The organism is Colwellia sp. MB3u-8 (genome assembly GCF_014076985.1).
Lineage (GTDB): Bacteria > Pseudomonadota > Gammaproteobacteria > Enterobacterales > Alteromonadaceae > Cognaticolwellia.
Genome location: NZ_JACGVA010000030.1, coordinates 110,324 through 128,206, shown reverse-complemented (window position 1 = coordinate 128,206; position 17,883 = coordinate 110,324). Strand labels below are relative to the sequence as shown.

The following is a 17,883-nucleotide window of genomic DNA, read 5'->3' as shown; positions in this document are numbered from 1 at the left end:
ACATGGTTGAAATAGTTAGCTGATGTGATTGTGTACAACGAAAAAGTGTATTACTTAGACGATTTGAAGTTGAACAATTAATTAACCTGCCTAGTATAACGGCTACTTTACACTTTTACCTTAGACCACATATAAAAAAGTTGATGCTTATGAGTTACATTCTTGCAGACATTGCAGAAAAAATTGGGGCTGTTGTTCAAGGCAATGGACAATGTGAAATATTCAGTATTGCCACTTTAGCTGGGGCATCATTCGGACAAATCGCTTTTTTAGCGAACAGTAAATACAGCGATCAATTAGCAACAACTCATGCCAGTGCCGTTATTGTAACCCAAGCTGAAGCGGAAAAATGTCAAACCAACGCATTAGTCATGGATAATCCTTACATGGGCTATGCTTTAGTTGCGCAGTTACTTGATACCACACCAAAACCTGCCCACAGCATTCACGCCAGCGCTGTTATTGATGATGGCGCTATTATTGGTGAAGGCGTGACTATTGGTGCTAATGCGGTGATAGAAGCCGGTGTGAATATTGCAGACGGCGTCAGTATAGGCGCAGGGAGTTTTATTGGTATTGGCGCTCAAATAGGCACTAACTCCAGCATTTGGTCTAACGTTAGTATTTATCATGGCGTGGTTATCGGTAAAAATTGCTCAGTGCATGCTAATACTGTTATTGGCTCCGACGGTTTTGGTTATGCAAATAATAAAGGCAGTTGGGTTAAGATACCGCAATTAGGCACAGTTATTATTGGCGATAATGTCGAAATAGGGGCGAGCACGACAATAGATCGTGGCGCTTTAGGTGACACTATTATTAATAATGGCGTTATTTTAGATAATCAAATACAGATTGCTCATAATGTGGTAATCGGTGAGAATACCGCCATGGCCGCTTGTAGTGTTATTGCTGGTAGTACTCAGGTTGGCAAAAATTGTGTTATTGCCGGCCTTGTTGGTATAAATGGTCATATTAATATTGCTGATGGCTGTGTATTTACCGGTATGACCATGGTAACAAAAGCTGTACCTGAGCCAGGGGTTTATTCATCCGGCATGCCATGTCAACCCAATAAAGAATGGCATAAGAATAACGCTAGAATTAAAAAACTTGAATCGTTAACTAAACGCTTAAGTACAGTAGAAAAAGAATTATCCCAATTGAAATAATTCTCGCTAATGAATTCATTAAGTTAATGGCGATGAGTAAAAAATTTGCACTTAAACGTCATACTTAAATACATAAAGGAATAAATTTTGGAATCGCAAAATAATATTATCGATGTTGAAGGAATTAAACAGATCATTCCACATCGTTACCCGTTTTTATTAGTTGATCGTGTACTTGATTATACGCCTGGAAAGTCAATCCATGCGATAAAAAACGTCACAGTCAATGAGCCTGCATTTATGGGGCATTTTCCAAGCTATTCTATCTTTCCAGGCGTACTTATTCTTGAGGCGCTGGCGCAGGCTAGCGGTATTCTAGGCTTTAAATCAGTTGCAGATAAAGTCGATGGTGAATTGTTTTTATTTGCCTCAATTGATAAAGCAAAATTTAAAAAGCCCGTTCATCCTGGAGATACCATACATTTGCATTTAGAACTTATTAAAGAGCGCCGTGGCATGTGGAAGTTTTACGGCGAAGCTAAAGTTGATGGCAAAGTGGTATGTTCTGCGGATTTAATGTGCGCAAGAAGAGCAATATAATATGATAAATTCAACGTCATTGATCCATCCGCAGGCCATTATTGAAGTCGGGGCTGTTATTGGCAAAAATGTTACCATTGGACCATGGACTCATATCGCAGCGAATGTTGTTATTGGTGATAATTGTCAGATAAGTTCACACGTGGTTATTAATGGCCCAACGACTATTGGTAATGGCAATCGTATTTTCCAATTTGCCTCGATTGGTGAAGATTGCCAAGATTTGAAATATGCCGGTGAGCCAACAGAATTGGTGATCGGGGACAACAATGTTTTTCGTGAATACTGCACCGTGCATCGCGGTACTATTCAAGACAATAATCTTACGCAAATTGGTAGCAACAATTTATTTATGGCTTACACTCATGTTGCGCATGACTGTATGGTTGGCAGCCACTGTATTTTGGCAAACGGTGCGTCAATTGCAGGCCATGTTCATGTTGGCGACCATGCCATTATTGGCGGTATGACAGGTGTGCATCAGTTTTGCCATATTGGCGCGCATTGTTTTGTTGGCGCCAATTCTTTAATTCTTAAAGATATTCCTCCTTATGTCATGGCCTCAGGCCAACCGGCAAAACCCTTTGGTTTAAATAGTGAAGGCTTAAAACGCCGTGGTTTTGATAAAGAGGTTATTTTGCATATTAAACGTGCTTATAAAGCGGTTTATCGCCAAGGCTTAACGGTTGATGAAGCCATGAAAAAAATTGCTGAAGGGGATGAGAATATAGCTGAATTAACCTTCTTTGCTGACTTTATTAAAAATTCTAGTCGCGGCATCATCCGTTGATTTTCCTGTGATGAAAATGAATTCAAAGCCCTTATCTGACAATCATTTACCTAGTAGTGAAACGATGAATGATGCTGCAGTAACTTTTGCTATGGTGGTTGGTGAGCATTCTGGCGATACCTTAGGTGCGAGCTTAATGCAACAACTGCAACTGAGTTACCCTAAGGCTAAATTTATCGGTATTGGTGGCCCTAAGATGTTGGCGTTGGGCTTTGAAAGTCTATTTGATATGGAAGAATTATCGGTAATGGGGGTTTTTGAAGTGCTTGGGCGCTTGCGGCGTCTACTGCATATTCGAAAAACCTTAAGCGATTATTTTATTGCCAATAAACCTAACGTTTTTATCGGTATTGACGCGCCTGACTTTAATATTAGCTTGGAAGCACGGCTAAAAACACAAGCAATAAAAACCGTACATTATGTCAGCCCTTCAGTTTGGGCTTGGCGTGAAAAGCGCGTTTTCAAAATTGCTAAAGCAACCAATATGGTGCTGTCTTTATTACCTTTTGAAAAAGCTTTTTACGACAAACATCAAATACCTTGTACCTTTGTTGGCCATTCGCTTGCTGATGATATTCCGCTAGTGAGTGACAAACGCATGGCGCGACAAGCGCTCGGTTTATCTGAGTCAGCAAAAATACTGGCACTGATGCCAGGTAGTCGTACAGGAGAGCTTGCCCGACTGGTTGAGCCGTTTTTGTTGACAGCAAAAAAACTCTTGAGTACTGAGCAGGCAAATAGCGCTGAAGTTATCTTTGTTGTGCCTATGATCAGTGAGCAAAGGGCGCAACAATTTCATCAATTACACCATAAAATAGCGCCAGAGCTTTCAGTACAGGTTATCGTTGGTAAAACTCAACAAGTCATGGCTGCCAGTGACTGCTTATTAACCGCATCCGGTACGGTCACGTTAGAAGCAGCCTTAGTAAAACGCCCAATGGTGATTTGTTACAAGTTTAACCCGTTGACTTATCATATGTTTAAAGGTTTTGTAAAACTGAAATGGTTTTCATTACCGAATCTACTTGCTAATAAAAGCTTAGTGCCTGAGCTTTTGCAAGCAGACGTTAATGTAGAAAATATTCTCCCTTTAGTTACAGAGCGTTTGTTTGAAGATCAGTCTGCGTTGAATCAAGCTTATACTGATATCCACTTAACGCTTAAGCAAAATGCTAGCAAGCAAGCGGCTAAAGCGGTTATCGACTTATTATAATAGTGAACTAGAGTAATTATGCCTGCAGTTAAAAAAGTTTTTCCACCTTTTGAATATCCCTTAGCCTACTGCATTGCCGGTGTTGATGAAGTGGGTCGCGGGCCATTGGTCGGCGATGTCGTGACGGCTGCGGTGATACTAGACCCCGACAATCCTATTGAAGGATTAATGGACTCAAAAAAGCTCTCAGAAAAAAAAAGACAGCATTTGTCAGGAGAAATTAAGCATCGTGCTATTGCTTGGTCAATAGGCCGTGCGTCGCCAGAAGAAATTGACAGCCTTAATATTCTCCACGCCACCATGTTGGCGATGCAACGTGCTGTGCAAGGCTTAAACGTGACACCTGATTACGTCTTAGTCGACGGTAACCGTTGTCCAACCTTTGCTCATGAAAGTGGTCATATTACCGGGCAAAGTGTAGTTAAAGGCGATGCGCGTGTAGCAGAAATTAGTGCCGCCTCTATTTTAGCGAAAGTAGCCAGAGATGGCGAGATGGTCGCCTTAGACAAGCTATACCCTTACTATGGTTTTGCACAACACAAGGGTTATCCAACAAAAGCACATTTAGAAAAAATCATTGAACATGGGGTATTAGATTGTTATCGCAGAAGTTTTAAGCCTGTCGCCAATGTACTTGCTAATACAGCAGCCCATATTACCAATAATTAGAGCACTAGATGTCTGAATCTGAGTTCCCAATATCTGCCGCACTATCGGGTCAATTAGTCAGCGCTAATGATCCCAAGTTTATTCATCTAAGAGTGCATAGCGACTATTCTCTGTCTGATGGTTTAAAAAAAGTTAAGCCCATCATTGCCAGAGCAGCTGAGTTAAATATGCCAGCGATGGCATTAACCGATCAAACTAATTTATGTGGTTTAGTAAAGTACTACCATGCCGCGCACGACGCCGGCATGAAACCTATTATAGGCTGTGACTTTTGGGTTAAAAGCGCTGCGCTTGAAGATGAATTATCACGTTTAGTAATTTTAGCCAGTAACAATGTAGGCTATAAAAACTTAACAGAATTAATCTCTCAAGCCTATTTACGTGGCCATATTCAAGGTAAGGCGGTACTAGACCGCGATTGGCTAATTGAGCGCGCAGAAGGCTTGATTATACTTTCCGGTGGCCGAGAAGGCGATGTTGGTAAAGCATTACTAAAAGGTAATAATGAACTTGTTGATGAAATGCTCGGTTTTTATCAAGAATATTTTCCTAATTGTTATTATATTGAGCTGATTAGAACCGGTCGTAACGATGAAGAGAATTACCTTCATCTTGCTGTAGATCTTGCCTCTCGTTATGAGCTTCCTGTTGTTGCCACCAATGAAGTGATGTTTTTGAGTCCGGATAACTTTGATGCTCACGAAATTCGCGTCGCTATACATGACGGTTATACTTTAGACGATAAACGTCGGCCAAAAAAATATTCTAAAGAGCAATACCTTCGCACTGAAGAGGAAATGTTAGCGCTTTTTGCTGATATCCCTGAAGCACTAGCCAACTCAGTTGAAATAGCCAAACGCTGTAATGTTACCGTGCGTTTAGGAGAATATTTCTTACCTGACTTTCCTACTGAGGGCTTATCGATTGAAGACTTTTTGGTTAAAGTATCAGAAGAAGGTTTAGAAGAAAGATTAGAATTTTTATTTGATAAAAACGCCCCTGATTATGCCGAAAAACGTAAACCTTATGATGAACGTTTAGCTATTGAGCTAAAAGTGGTTAATAACATGGGTTTTCCGGGCTATTTCCTGATCGTGATGGAGTTCATTCAGTGGAGCAAAGATAATAATATTCCGGTCGGACCTGGGCGTGGTTCAGGGGCAGGTTCGTTGGTGGCTTATGCCCAAAAAATCACCGATCTTGATCCACTTGAATATGATTTACTTTTTGAGCGTTTTCTCAACCCCGAACGTGTCTCTATGCCTGATTTTGATATTGATTTTTGCATGGACAGACGCGATGAGGTTATTGACCACGTTGCAGAGTTATATGGCCGTGATGCGGTATCGCAAATCATTACCTTTGGTACTATGGCAGCAAAAGCGGTTATTCGTGATGTTGGCCGAGTACTTGGTCATCCTTATGGTTTTGTTGACCGTATTTCAAAATTGATCCCACCAACACCCGGCATGACCTTAGCAAAAGCGTTTGAAGAAGAACCAAAGCTGCCGGAGATGTATGCTCAAGACAGTGACGTAAAAGATCTTATTGATATGTGTCGCATCTTAGAGGGCACAACACGAAATGCCGGTAAACATGCTGGTGGTGTAGTTATTTCGCCCACCACTATTACTGACTTTGCACCACTTTATTGTGATGAAGACGGTAAAAATCCGGTCACCCAATTTGACAAAAATGATGTTGAGGACGCCGGTTTAGTTAAATTTGATTTTCTTGGTTTACGTACCTTAACCATTTTGCAGTGGGCCATAGAAATGGCTGATACAAAACTGTTGAAGCAGGGTAAAGAGCGGATCAATTTAGCGACCATCAATCTCGAAGATAAAGCCAGTTTTAAAGTGTTATTAAGGTCGGAAACAACGGCTGTTTTCCAACTTGAATCTAGCGGTATGAAGTCACTTATCGCCAAACTTAAGCCGGATTGCTTTGAAGATATCATTGCCCTGGTAGCACTGTTTAGACCCGGGCCTTTGCAATCAGGCATGGTTGATAACTTTATTGAACGTAAACATGGCCGTGAAGCGATAAGTTATCCTGATGCAACTTGGCAACATCTTGACTTAAAACCTATCCTTGAGCCCACTTACGGCATTATTCTTTACCAAGAACAGGTCATGCAAATTGCGCAGGTGCTAGCGGGTTACTCGCTGGGTGGCGCAGATATGTTACGTCGTGCAATGGGTAAGAAAAAGCCAGAAGAAATGGCCAAGCAGCGTGAGGGTTTTGAAGCCGGTGCTGTTGGCCGTGGCGTTGATGGTGAGCTGGCGATAAAGATTTTTGATTTAGTTGAGAAGTTTGCCGGCTATGGTTTTAACAAATCACATTCTGCCGCCTATGCTTTAGTATCTTATCAAACGCTGTGGATGAAAACCCATTTTCCAGCACCTTTTATGGCGGCAGTAATGTCAGCCGATATGGATAACACAGATAAAATTGTTACCTTAGTTGATGAATGTGGCAACATGGGACTTGATTTATTACCACCAGATGTTAACCGTGGCCACTATAAGTTCACCGTCAATGACGCCGACCAAATTATCTATGGTATTGGCGCGGTCAAAGGTGTTGGTGAGGGTCCGATAGCAGCTATAATCGCCGCACGTGAAAGTGATGGTGAGTTTATTGATTTGTTTGATTTTTGTGCTCGAGTTGATTTGAAAAAAATTAATAAACGCATATTAGAAAAATTAATTAAGTCTGGTGCCATGGATGCGCTTGGTCCTAATGCCAAAGACGGACCACATCGCGCTGCCTTGTTTGAGTCTTTACCCGAAGCGTTAAAAGCGGCCGAGCAACATGCCAAAGCACAAGCTATTGGGCAAAACGATTTATTTGGTTTGATTAATGAAGAGCCAGAAGACAATCGACAAGCATTTAAAACGGTTGCAAAGTGGCCTGAACAACGCTGGCTAGATGGCGAAAAAGAAACATTAGGTTTATATTTAACCGGTCACCCGATAAATCGTTATTTAAATGAAATTAAACGTTACGCAACCGGGCGTTTAGTCAGCTTACAGCCAACTAATAAAGATAAAACTAGCATAGCCGTAGGCTTGGTTTTAGCGGTGCGGGTATTAGTCAATAAACGTGGTCGGCGCTGGGCCTTAGTCACGTTAGACGATAAAAGTGCGCGTATGGATATCCGATTATTTCCAGATGACTACGATAGGTTCGCTGAATTACTCATATCTGATGCAATTTTGGTCTGTAGTGGACAGGTCAGCTTTGATGATTACTCTGGGGGTATTACAATGACCGCTCGAGATATTATGACCATTGCTGATGCACGGGAAAACTATGTCTCGTCATTAGATTTGCAAATCGATAAAAATCAGCTCTCAGGACGATTTATCGATCAGTTTACGGAGGTGTTAACGCCTTATAAAGATGGTATTTGCCCAGTTCGTGTTTTTTATCAAAGAGATGAAGCGCAAGGTATGCTAGAGTTGGGGGTACAGTGGCGCGTGTCGCCAAGCGACACGCTATTATACGATTTGAAAACCCTATTGGGTGAAGAGCAAGTCGAGTTAAAATTTAAATAGGTAGCGTTTATTAACAACGATACTCAAAGACAACATAGGTAATAATAATCATATGTCACTAAATTTTTTAGATTTTGAGCTCCCAATTGCGGAACTTGAAGCAAAAATTGAAGAATTGCAATTGGTCAATAATGGCCAAGGTTTAGATCTTGATTTAGAAGATCAAATTTCTCAGTTGCGAGAGAAAAATAACGAACTCACTCAAAAGATTTTTTCTGGTTTAGATCCTTGGCAAACGGCGCGAGTTGCACGTCATCCTCAGCGCCCATATACCTTAGATTATCTGCCACGTATTTTTACTGAATTCGACGAATTGGCTGGCGATAGAGCCTATGCTGATGATAGAGCTATTGTTGGTGGCACTGCGCGTTTAGACGGTCGACCTGTGATGATTATTGGTCATCAAAAAGGTCGTTCAACTAATGAAAAAGTTAAACGTAATTTTGGTATGCCACGTCCAGAAGGTTACCGTAAAGCCTTGCGTTTAATGAAAATGGCAGAGCGCTTTAAAATGCCAATTATCACTTTTATTGACACCCCGGGTGCATATCCTGGTATTGGCGCTGAAGAACGTGGCCAAAGTGAAGCAATTGCGACGAATTTAAAAGCGATGTCACGTTTAAATGTACCGATTATTTGTACTGTTATCGGTGAAGGTGGCTCAGGTGGTGCACTCGCTATTGGTGTTGGTGATAAAGTGAATATGCTGCAATATTCAACTTACTCAGTGATTTCTCCAGAAGGCTGTGCCTCTATTTTGTGGAAAACGGCTGAGAAAGCACCCACAGCAGCAGAAGCTATGGGTATTACGGCTAAACGTATTAAAGAGTTAGGGCTTATCGATAGTATTGTTGAAGAACCCTTAGGTGGTGCTCATCGTGATATGGATCAAATGGCGGCATTTCTTAAGCAAGCGTTAAAGTCTGATCTTGCTGAACTTGATAAACTTTCCAGCGATGAATTAATTGAAAGTCGTTATGATAAATTAATGTCATTCGGCTACTGTTAAAACCATAAAAAGCGACCGACAAAGGGTCGCTTTTTATATGCTTGGTAACACTTCCTTAGTCATCATATTTTATACGCGATGTTGTTTTAGAACTGTGAATATAATTGAATTAGCACTGGTGAGTTTCTTTAAACCTACACCAGAAAAACCTATTATTATTGCCTATAGCGGTGGTGTCGACTCCCAAGTACTACTGGTTGCTTTGGCAAAGTTAAAACAACAGCAACAACTGCCCAATGCGATTGTTGTTTGTCATGTTAACCACGGTTTAAGTCCTGATGCCGATGCGTGGCAAGCGTTTGCACAGCAAGAATGCGATAGATTATCCTTAACTTTTATCAGTCATAAATTAAATTTAAAAAAGCGAGCACAGCAAAGCTTAGAAGCGATTGCGCGTGATGCACGCTATAAAGTTTTAGTGCAAGCAAGCACTGAACCTGCTTTTATTGTTACTGGTCATCATCTTAATGATCAAGCAGAAACATTTTTATTGGCCTTAAAACGTGGCTCGGGATTAAAAGGTTTATCGGCTATGCAGGTAAGCTTACCGTTAGCGCAGCACACGCTTGCCCGGCCGCTGTTATCGATGTCTCGTACAGATATTGTTGCCTATGCCAATCAGCGGCAACTGAGTTGGATTGAAGATGAGTCTAATGCCGATGAGCGCTTTGAGCGAAATTTTTTGCGTCATCAAATTTTACCAACATTGAATGCGCGTTGGCCAAGTATCAATAAGACGATAGCACGCAGTGCTGAGCATTGCTTGGAAGCGCAGCAACTGCTCGATGAATTAGCGCAGCAAGACTTAGCTGATTGCCAATATTCGTCTTTTCAATTATCTGTTGCTAAATTAAATGTACTGAGTGAGCCACGGCTTAAAAACCTGTTACGCTATTTTTTATCTAGCCATGATTTTTTAATGCCAAGTCATCAGCAATTAATGCAAATATGCCAACAATTAAATGCACAAGCTGATAAGTCGCCGGTTATTCAGTTAGCCGCCTGTTGCATAAGGCGATATAAAGCAGCGCTATATTTAACACCTATTTATCAGGATCTTTCACAATGGCAACAGAGTCTAGATGTAGCGGTTTTAACCGATGAAAAATCCTTTCAGGTTTGTCTGCCAGATAAATTAGGCGTGTTGAGCTTTTCGAGTTTACTCGCACAAGAGCAAGATATAAGTCACTGGCAAGCCTTGATCAAAAAACCAAAAAATAATCAAATAGTCACAATACGTTTTTCTCACGAAAATCCTATCTGCTTACCGCAATACCGACAGCATTCACGCCCGGTAAAAAAAGTATTACAAGAGCTTACTATCCCACCATGGCAGAGGAAAAGATTACCTTTTATATATTATGATCATGAACTAGTCGCTGTAGCAGGGCAGTTTGTTTGTCAGGCCTATGTCGCTGATAACAAAACTTCAGCGTTTGCTGTTTCATGGCAGGGTGAACTGTCTTTTTAAAGTTACTGTGTAACGAATAAACTAGACAGTATTGGTGCATAAGTGGTAAAAATATTTCATCAAAACGTTATCTTAACAACTCAAATAACAATAACTTAAATAAGAGCAACTATGACAACAGAAAATACTCCTTTAGAAAGTCAGTCACTTTTTAGCAAACTAAAAGCGATTAATATTGTCAACCAAATCATTATTGCTATTGTTTTGGGCATTGCTTTAGCACTTGTTTCACCTGATATTGCTCAGTCATTTTCCATACTGGGCAGTTTATTTGTCAGTGCATTGAAAGCGGTTGCGCCAATTTTGGTCTTAGTTTTAGTCGCGTCATCTATTGCGAATCAAAAACCAAATAGCGATGCCAACTTAAAGCCTATTGTCGGACTTTATTTAATTGGCACTATAAGTGCGGCATTAGTGGCGGTCGTATTAAGTTTTATTTTTCCTGTGCAATTAACCTTAGATTTAGTTGGCGCCAGCGCTAATCCTCCACAGGGTTTAGGTGAAGTATTATCAACATTAGCTTTTAAAATTGTTGATAACCCTTTCAATGCCGTTGTTACCGGTAATTTTATTGGTATTTTAGCTTGGGGCTTAGGTTTAGGCTTCGCGTTGAAAAAAGGCAGTGAATCAACCAAAGTGATGGTGCATGATTTTGCTGAAGCTATTTCAAGTATTGTTAAATTAGTTATTCGTTTCGCACCCTTAGGCATCATGGGTTTAGTTGCCAATACAGTAGCGACAACAGGCTTTGATACCTTAGGTGAATTTAGCCACTTAGTGCTGGTACTTTTAGGCTCAATGCTGATCATGGCACTGATCGTTAATCCCGTCATTGTTTACTTTGTTATGCGTAAAAATCCTTATCCGTTAGTGCTAAGGTGTTTAAAAGAGTCAGGTATTACCGCATTTTTCACGCGTAGCTCGGCAGCAAATATTCCTGTAAATATGGAGTTATGTGAAAAACTTGATTTACATGAGGATACTTATTCGGTCTCTATCCCTTTAGGTGCCACTATTAACATGGCTGGGGCTGCCATCACGATTACCGTATTAACCCTTGCGGCAGCAAACACTTTAAATATTGAAGTTGATTTTGCTACCGCTATTTTATTGAGTGTTATTGCGGCGGTATCAGCTTGTGGTGCTTCAGGCGTTGCTGGTGGTTCATTATTGCTTATTCCACTGGCTTGTGGTTTGTTTGGTATTGATAATGACATTGCTATGCAAGTGGTGGCGATAGGTTTTATTATTGGTGTTATCCAAGACTCAGCAGAAACAGCACTGAATAGCTCTACAGATGTTGTTTTTACTGCAGCGGCCTCGCATCATATTACTAAAAATTTATAATACATTTAGCTCTATTTTAGTGTGCTTTGTTACTGTCATACGGAATAAACTGAATAAAGCCATCGTCCTGCAATACCTTCGGCTCGATGGCTTTTTTACAATTTTACTGCATAAGCTGCTTATGAAAAATACAGTAAAACACTGTCATTAAATAAATTGTGCGGCTTAATTTCTACCGTGGCAATAATCAGCACTTCTTAAATCGCTTAATTAAGAGCATAATAACGCCAAAATTTTTGTGGATATATTATTATGGTAACCGAACAGGCATTAAAGCAACGTAGTAACTCAAGTTGTGAACTTTGTACTTCAACTAACAACTTAACGGTATTTCCTGTGCCGCCGACCAGCGATTTAAGTGCACAGCAAAGCATTTATTTGTGTAGCGTTTGTTTAGCACAAGTCGAAGGCCATGCTGAACTCGATATTAATCATTTACGTTGTTTAACTGACGCGATGTGGAATCAAGAACCCGCAGTGCAAGTCATGGCTTATCGTCTGCTACATAAATTGTCAGCAGAAAGCTGGGCGCAAGATGCGCTAGATATGATTTATCTAGAAGATGCGGTAAAAACATGGGCAGAGCAGGGTATAGCTGCCGCTGAGCGCGAAGGGCCAACCCGCGATAGCAATGGCGCTGAATTGAAAGACGGTGATAATGTCACCTTGATTAAAGATCTAAAAGTTAAAGGCGCAAACTTTACCGCTAAACAAGGCACTATGGTGCGTGGCATTAGCTTAACGGATAATCCAGAGCATATCGAAGGTAAAGTTAACGGAACACGTATTGTGCTAGTGGCTAGCTATTTAAAGAAAGCCTAACGTTAAAGCAGCGCTACTATTAGACAATAAATAACGACGAAAGCACTATCAGCCTAATCTCTGCTTAGTGCTTTTTTTATTGATGGTAGTTTGCCTTATTAGCAATGGCAAGCACGCTCTATTTGGGCGATTTGATATCTAGGTATATTTGGCTCACTGGTTGTGTTTTTAGCCTGTTTTTCATCTTACAAAGATTAAGGGCGAGTACTGTTGCGTTGATTACTATGATGAAACCTGTTTTTGCTTTGTATTTAGGGGCAAGGTTAAATAATGAGCCCGTAAGTTTATTTTTAGTTTTTGGGGCATTATTGGTTAGGTGTGGTTTAGCATGGTGTCGTGGGGCGGGAAAACTAAATGGCGAAAAAAAAGCGGCGGAAAATAAGTGGCGAAAAATAAAACCCGTTTAATGGTCAGCTTAAGCATAATTACCACTAAAATAAAAACGCCAACTGCTTATGCACTTGGCGTTTTTTATATTCAGGATGAATGCTCAGCTTTTATGTTCTCGACAAAAGCTAAGTACCGACATCCATCCCGGCAATGCCGAGATCACATGAATGTGAAAGAGTGGCGATACTTAAGCTATTATAAGCTTAACTCATCATAGCGTTAACGATTTAATGCGATGTAGTCATTAACCATAGCTTCTAATACGTTAAGCGGTACTGCGCCATTGGTTAAGACAACATCATGAAATTCGCGAATATCAAACTTATCGCCTAACTGTTGTTTTGCTTTGGCTCGCAACTGCACAATTTTCAACATGCCAATTTTATATGCTGTGGCTTGTGAAGGCATAACGGCATGACGTTCAACCATTTTTATCGCATCAGACTCTGCATTTGGTGTATTATTCATGTAATACGCTAGGCTTTTTGTACGATCCCATTTTTTATTGTGCATGCCAGTATCTACCACTAAACGGCAGGCGCGCCATAGCTCCATTGCCAAACGGCCAAAGTCAGCGTAAGGGTCTTGATAAAAGCCAATCTCTTTTGGGATCATCTCTGAATATAAACCCCAACCTTCACTATAAGCGGTGTAACCACCAAATTTTCTAAATTTTGGAATACCTTCAAGTTCTTGTTTTAGCGCTATTTGCATATGATGGCCAGGAATGCCTTCATGGTAAGCGAGTGCTTCCATTTGATAAGTTGGCATGGCTGCCATATCGTAAAGGTTAGCGTAGTAAATACCAGGGCGTGAGCCATCAGGGGCGGGTTGTTGGTAAAAGGCTTTACCCGCAGATTTCTCTCTAAACGCTTCAACTTGTTTAACTTTTAAGTCTGCTTTTGGTTTAGTAATAAATAACTGATCTAGCTCACCTTTCATAGTATTAATGATGTCAGTTGCTTCAGTTAAATAACGCTGACGGCCAGCTTCATCGCCAGCATAATAAAATTGTGGGTCGTGGCGCATAAATTGGAAAAACTCGTTTAATGAGCCTTCAAAGTTAACCTTTTTCATGATCACGCGCATTTCATCATGTATGCGTGCAACTTCATCTAAACCAATTTTATGAATTTCATCTGCGGTTAATTCAGTGGTGGTTGTTCGGTTTAGGGCATTATTATAAAATTTATCGCCTTGTGGAAATTTCCAGGCACCGTAGTTATCATCAGCTTGTTTTTCAAGTTCAGTTAAGTAGCTGACTAATGCTTGATAGCCGGCCTTAAACTCTGTGGTTAAGGCGTTTGCTAGCTCATCAGTTAAGGACTGTTGCTCTTCATCAGAGAGCTCTAATTGTGCTATTTTTTTATTAAAGTCTGCGAATAAAGTACTGTCAGTTTTATTATCAAATGGGGCACCTACCAGTAAATTGCTTGCATCGCGTATGGTATGAGAAAAAACAAATTTGGGGGCAATAATACCTTTATCCGCTCTGATTTTAAGTTGATCAACCAATTGCTCCAGTAACAGTTTTGAGTTTTTTACCCGGGCAATATAGTCATGGGCTTGCTTAGTGTCTTGAATACTATGTTGGTTAATCAGTAATGCGGGTATTTGTGAGTGAACCCCAAACATTTGGTTAACAGGGTAGTTATGGTGACGCCAAGGATAGTCAGCAATTTTTTGTGTTAATTTTTGTGAAAGTAGCTGGTAGCTCAACTGGGTTTGTTTATCGACATTATTGATGTCAATGACTTGAATTCGTTGCAGCGCTTGTTTAGCAAATTCGAGCTCTTGAGCACTATTTTCCTCTGATAGATCTTGCCACTTATCGTAGTCAGTTTTAATACCAAGATAGGTTTGTCTAACAGGATTACGATTAACGCCTTCCATAAAAATAGTGTCAAATAACTCATTTGCTGCTTGAGAAGCCTCAGCTGTGCTATTAAGTTGTGCTGATGTAGATGGCATTGCAAGCGCATTATTGCCTTTAACAACGGGTGTTATAGTCTCATTACTGCAAGCAACGGATAGTACCGCGGTAATAGATATAACAAGAAGTGATTTATTGAAGGTCATGTTGAAGTCCTATTTTAGTTTATGCGCTATATTGCCGTTATCTTTCGTTAGCGATCAAGCATGCCGCGCCCAATGGTGGTTTTTTTGCGATGACTTTCAGTTATTCTCTCATAGTTCAAATAAGAAATTTATGGTTTACCTCATTAATCAACTTGCTATAGTAGTGTCATTGATGGATAAATTATTCGCCTTCGAGGTGACAAATAAATAAAGTATTGGCCAGTAATAACCTTAGCCAAAAGCGTGCAGCTATGGTTAGCTTTCGACGGGCAATAATAAACGATAGAGCTTTTCTGTTAAGCTTACGAAAAGTAACGATGAACAAGCATTTACAATATGCTGGACTGTATCTTGATGATACGGCCCATATGCTGCGCATTGATGATTTTTTTTCTGATTCGTATATTATTTCATACCAAAGTAAAGCGATTGGATTATTAAAATTAGGCTTGTTTGCTGATAAAATTCACCTGCGTCAATTACAGTTATTACCGCAATATCAAGGTTTAGGAATCGGCAGCAGAGTGCTTGAGTTAGTTAAGCGTAAAGCTCAAGAAAAACAGCTCGCTATTACCTTAAATGTATTGTTAAAAAATCCGGCTAAGCAGTTATATTTACGCCATGACTTTGTGGTGATGGATAGCAATAAACTCGAGTATCAAATGCGCTGGCAATGTCAGCCATAATGAGAAAATAGCCGAGCTTTAACCGCTTAAAAATCTACAATATTGGCAATCATTCGATTAACCATTTTTTAAATTAGAAGTCTGGGGCAGGGATATGATACGGGGATGAACTATTAACATAAAGTAAACAACTCTGGAACAGGTTCTCCCAATAAGCTTGCTTACTTTAAATTTGATTTAGCAACTATTCCTTTCGTGCCACCAGAATTTAATGTCTTTAATGAACATTGTTATGGTATGAATAAAGTAAATTGGAGTGTGCCAACAGGAGATGTTACAAAATATGAACTTTGGGCTTCACAATCATCTGATTTTAGCTTTCCTTGGTTGTACTATTACTTGACCACTTCACATTGAGTTTACAAAAGTAGAGTCACGTTGAAGTGTATCAATACAGCAAGCCGACGCCAAAATAGTTAACCTTTATCATTTCCTCACTTAACGAAATGATAAAGGAATAACAAACGGCTTTGATAAAAAACCGCCATTCATATAGTGGTAATAATTAAAAATCAGCTTGAAATGTTCTATGGGTGTTTTATTGCTATGCTATGAAGGGCTTGCCTACTTGATGAGTAAAGCCCAAACAACAGAACACCTTTTCGACTAACTGTTTGCTACTAACTCTGCACTAGAAATTTTGTGCTACTAATGATGTTTTCGTCGAAACAAGACTAACATCAGTAATAGTAGGTAGTTGAATGTACCACCGCTACTTTTTGAGCTGCTTTCATTATCAGTCGCCCCCGCAATAGGAGAAACTTGGCTGTCTTTTACCCTAAATTGTAGGCTCGTAGACGTTGAAAGCACAGGTTCACCATTGTCGCTCACGGTAACATCAATGTTGTGTACGCTACCTTCAACCATAAAAGCAGGATCAAAACTAATGGCTTCACCCATAATGGCAGGAGATGGGATAGCTCCTCCCATTATCCATGAATAACCGAGAATATCGCTAGGATTTTCGTCTGTGCCATTGGCAATAATTTCGACTAATCCATCAGATATGTCTATTGAAGAAACAACAATATTATTTTGCCTCATTGATAACGAGACTTCCGGGGCTATATTGTCAACATTAAGTAAACAGCCATTAACATCAACTGTATCGCCAGAAGCGGTATTTGGACATAAGTCAATATCGTTGGATATACCATCGTTATCATCATCAGTATAAACCAGAGGGGTGCTTTCATTGCAACGGTCAGCATTATTTTGATTAGTGGCTGTACAGTGTGCTAAATAATCAACTTCCATGGTTGCCTTGGTAAGATTTGAGTCAATATTACCCCCTAGGTTTCCACCCATAGCCACATTGAGCAAAACAAACATAGGCTCTTTATATTGTGGGCAATTTGCAACATTATGCGAGGTTACTAAGGTATCATCCATATAAAAGGCGATGTTATTGTCATCCCACTCTATCGCGTAGTCATGCCAGCTGAGCACATCACTGGCGCCCTTAGGGTAATTAAATCTAATTTCATTACCACAGTTACCACCTCCAGTATTAAAGAAGTTGGTGATATAGGTACTTGGGCTATTGGAAAACCATTCCCAAACATCAATTTCACCTGCGCCAGGGTTTGGCCAGTGAGAAAAATCATCATCATTTTTTCTTGGGCTCTCGGCAATACGGTTTTCTAGCATCCAAAACGCTGGCCATGTGCCACCCTCCAAATTATGAAAGCGTATACGCGCTTCAATACGACCGTAAAGAAATTCTTGTTTGTCTTTGCCATTAAGCCTACCTGACGTCCAATTCTTTAATTGATTATTTAATCCTGCGCAATTTACTTGTTGTTTGCGCGCTATAATTTTTAAGGTACCGTTGGATACATCAAAGTTTTTATTAGTAGAGCTATCATCGTCTGTATAACACTGTACTTCGTTATTAAAATTAGCATCTATTTGTGCGTTCCAGTTATTCCAATTAACACCGGTGCCCGAAAATTTATCTATAAAATCAACTTCCCAACCAGCAAAAGCAGGAGTAATGACCATACTTGATAAACAAAGCAGTAATTTCATTTTTTGGTTGGTTTTTTGTTTTATTATTGAAATATATGTGTTCTTGCATCCATTAACTTTTTTCATTTTAATTTCATACTTCCTACTATATGCCATTGTAA

14 protein-coding genes are annotated in these 17,883 nt (G+C 40.0%); 12 read left to right on the top strand and 2 right to left on the bottom strand.

The genetic code is table 11. The features are described 5' to 3' along the window. Positions 1 to 149 precede the first annotated feature (149 nt). The 11 genes from lpxD to H4J54_RS00700 all read left to right on the top strand — a co-directional run bounded on the left by lpxD (position 150) and on the right by H4J54_RS00700 (position 13,003). The gene (gene lpxD / locus H4J54_RS00750; protein ID WP_182188924.1) at positions 150 to 1,172 is read left to right on the top strand and encodes a UDP-3-O-(3-hydroxymyristoyl)glucosamine N-acyltransferase; all 1,023 of its coding nucleotides are present in this window, start codon (positions 150 to 152) and stop codon (positions 1,170 to 1,172) included. A gap of 87 nt (positions 1,173 to 1,259) precedes the next feature. Continuing rightward, on the top strand, positions 1,260 to 1,712 hold the full coding sequence (gene fabZ, locus H4J54_RS00745; RefSeq protein WP_182188923.1) for a 3-hydroxyacyl-ACP dehydratase FabZ: 453 nt from the start codon (positions 1,260 to 1,262) through the stop codon (positions 1,710 to 1,712). Between the two features lies 1 nt (position 1,713). Then, positions 1,714 to 2,502: an acyl-ACP--UDP-N-acetylglucosamine O-acyltransferase gene (lpxA, locus tag H4J54_RS00740; RefSeq protein WP_182188922.1), complete on the top strand. Its 789-nt coding sequence runs from the start codon at positions 1,714 to 1,716 to the stop codon at positions 2,500 to 2,502. A gap of 64 nt (positions 2,503 to 2,566) precedes the next feature. Continuing rightward, entirely contained in the window at positions 2,567 to 3,715 is a 1,149-nt protein-coding gene (gene lpxB, locus H4J54_RS00735) for a lipid-A-disaccharide synthase (RefSeq protein WP_182189181.1), read from the top strand. An 18-nt stretch (positions 3,716 to 3,733) separates the two neighbouring features. Beyond that, positions 3,734 to 4,384 carry a ribonuclease HII gene (gene rnhB / locus H4J54_RS00730; protein ID WP_182188921.1) on the top strand — a complete coding sequence of 217 codons (651 nt, stop codon included), beginning with the start codon at positions 3,734 to 3,736 and terminating at the stop codon, positions 4,382 to 4,384. An 8-nt stretch (positions 4,385 to 4,392) separates the two neighbouring features. Then, a complete protein-coding gene (dnaE, locus tag H4J54_RS00725) occupies positions 4,393 to 7,947 on the top strand; it encodes a DNA polymerase III subunit alpha (RefSeq protein ID WP_182188920.1) in 3,555 nt (1,184 codons plus the stop codon). Between the two features lie 52 nt (positions 7,948 to 7,999). Continuing rightward, the gene (gene accA / locus H4J54_RS00720) at positions 8,000 to 8,956 is read left to right on the top strand and encodes an acetyl-CoA carboxylase carboxyl transferase subunit alpha (protein ID WP_182188919.1); all 957 of its coding nucleotides are present in this window, start codon (positions 8,000 to 8,002) and stop codon (positions 8,954 to 8,956) included. Between the two features lie 94 nt (positions 8,957 to 9,050). Further along, positions 9,051 to 10,427, top strand: a complete 1,377-nt coding sequence (gene tilS, locus H4J54_RS00715; RefSeq protein ID WP_182188918.1) for a tRNA lysidine(34) synthetase TilS — start codon at positions 9,051 to 9,053, stop codon at positions 10,425 to 10,427. 111 nt (positions 10,428 to 10,538) lie between these two features. Continuing rightward, entirely contained in the window at positions 10,539 to 11,774 is a 1,236-nt protein-coding gene (gene sstT, locus H4J54_RS00710; protein WP_182188917.1) for a serine/threonine transporter SstT, read from the top strand. A gap of 252 nt (positions 11,775 to 12,026) precedes the next feature. Continuing rightward, on the top strand, positions 12,027 to 12,596 hold the full coding sequence (locus H4J54_RS00705; RefSeq protein WP_182188916.1) for a PhnA domain-containing protein: 570 nt from the start codon (positions 12,027 to 12,029) through the stop codon (positions 12,594 to 12,596). A 104-nt stretch (positions 12,597 to 12,700) separates the two neighbouring features. After that, positions 12,701 to 13,003 (top strand): EamA family transporter, encoded by a 303-nt coding sequence (locus H4J54_RS00700; protein ID WP_259366962.1) that lies wholly within the window; start codon positions 12,701 to 12,703, stop codon positions 13,001 to 13,003. 202 nt (positions 13,004 to 13,205) lie between these two features. On the opposite strand, the gene H4J54_RS00695 is transcribed toward H4J54_RS00700, so the two are convergent. Continuing rightward, complete coding sequence (locus tag H4J54_RS00695) at positions 13,206 to 15,065, bottom strand: DUF885 family protein (protein WP_182188915.1); 1,860 nt, start codon at positions 15,063 to 15,065, stop codon at positions 13,206 to 13,208. A 317-nt stretch (positions 15,066 to 15,382) separates the two neighbouring features. Here H4J54_RS00695 and H4J54_RS00690 point away from each other — a divergent pair, with 317 nt between their 5' ends. Beyond that, the gene (locus tag H4J54_RS00690; RefSeq protein WP_259366963.1) at positions 15,383 to 15,751 is read left to right on the top strand and encodes a GNAT family N-acetyltransferase; all 369 of its coding nucleotides are present in this window, start codon (positions 15,383 to 15,385) and stop codon (positions 15,749 to 15,751) included. 648 nt (positions 15,752 to 16,399) lie between these two features. Here H4J54_RS00690 and H4J54_RS00685 read toward each other — a convergent pair. After that, a complete protein-coding gene (locus H4J54_RS00685; protein ID WP_259366964.1) occupies positions 16,400 to 17,848 on the bottom strand; it encodes a glycoside hydrolase family 16 protein in 1,449 nt (482 codons plus the stop codon). Positions 17,849 to 17,883: the final 35 nt, after the last annotated feature.

Coding starts and splice junctions, on each gene's coding strand:
- lpxD (WP_182188924.1), top strand. CDS start 150: ATGAGTTACATTCTTGCAGACATTGCAGAAAAAATTGGGGCTGTTGTT.
- H4J54_RS00695 (WP_182188915.1), bottom strand. CDS start 15,065: ATGACCTTCAATAAATCACTTCTTGTTATATCTATTACCGCGGTACTA.
- lpxA (WP_182188922.1), top strand. CDS start 1,714: ATGATAAATTCAACGTCATTGATCCATCCGCAGGCCATTATTGAAGTC.
- rnhB (WP_182188921.1), top strand. CDS start 3,734: ATGCCTGCAGTTAAAAAAGTTTTTCCACCTTTTGAATATCCCTTAGCC.
- H4J54_RS00690 (WP_259366963.1), top strand. CDS start 15,383: ATGAACAAGCATTTACAATATGCTGGACTGTATCTTGATGATACGGCC.
- lpxB (WP_182189181.1), top strand. CDS start 2,567: ATGAATGATGCTGCAGTAACTTTTGCTATGGTGGTTGGTGAGCATTCT.
- H4J54_RS00700 (WP_259366962.1), top strand. CDS start 12,701: ATGGCAAGCACGCTCTATTTGGGCGATTTGATATCTAGGTATATTTGG.
- H4J54_RS00705 (WP_182188916.1), top strand. CDS start 12,027: ATGGTAACCGAACAGGCATTAAAGCAACGTAGTAACTCAAGTTGTGAA.
- accA (WP_182188919.1), top strand. CDS start 8,000: ATGTCACTAAATTTTTTAGATTTTGAGCTCCCAATTGCGGAACTTGAA.
- sstT (WP_182188917.1), top strand. CDS start 10,539: ATGACAACAGAAAATACTCCTTTAGAAAGTCAGTCACTTTTTAGCAAA.
- H4J54_RS00685 (WP_259366964.1), bottom strand. CDS start 17,848: ATGAAAAAAGTTAATGGATGCAAGAACACATATATTTCAATAATAAAA.
- dnaE (WP_182188920.1), top strand. CDS start 4,393: ATGTCTGAATCTGAGTTCCCAATATCTGCCGCACTATCGGGTCAATTA.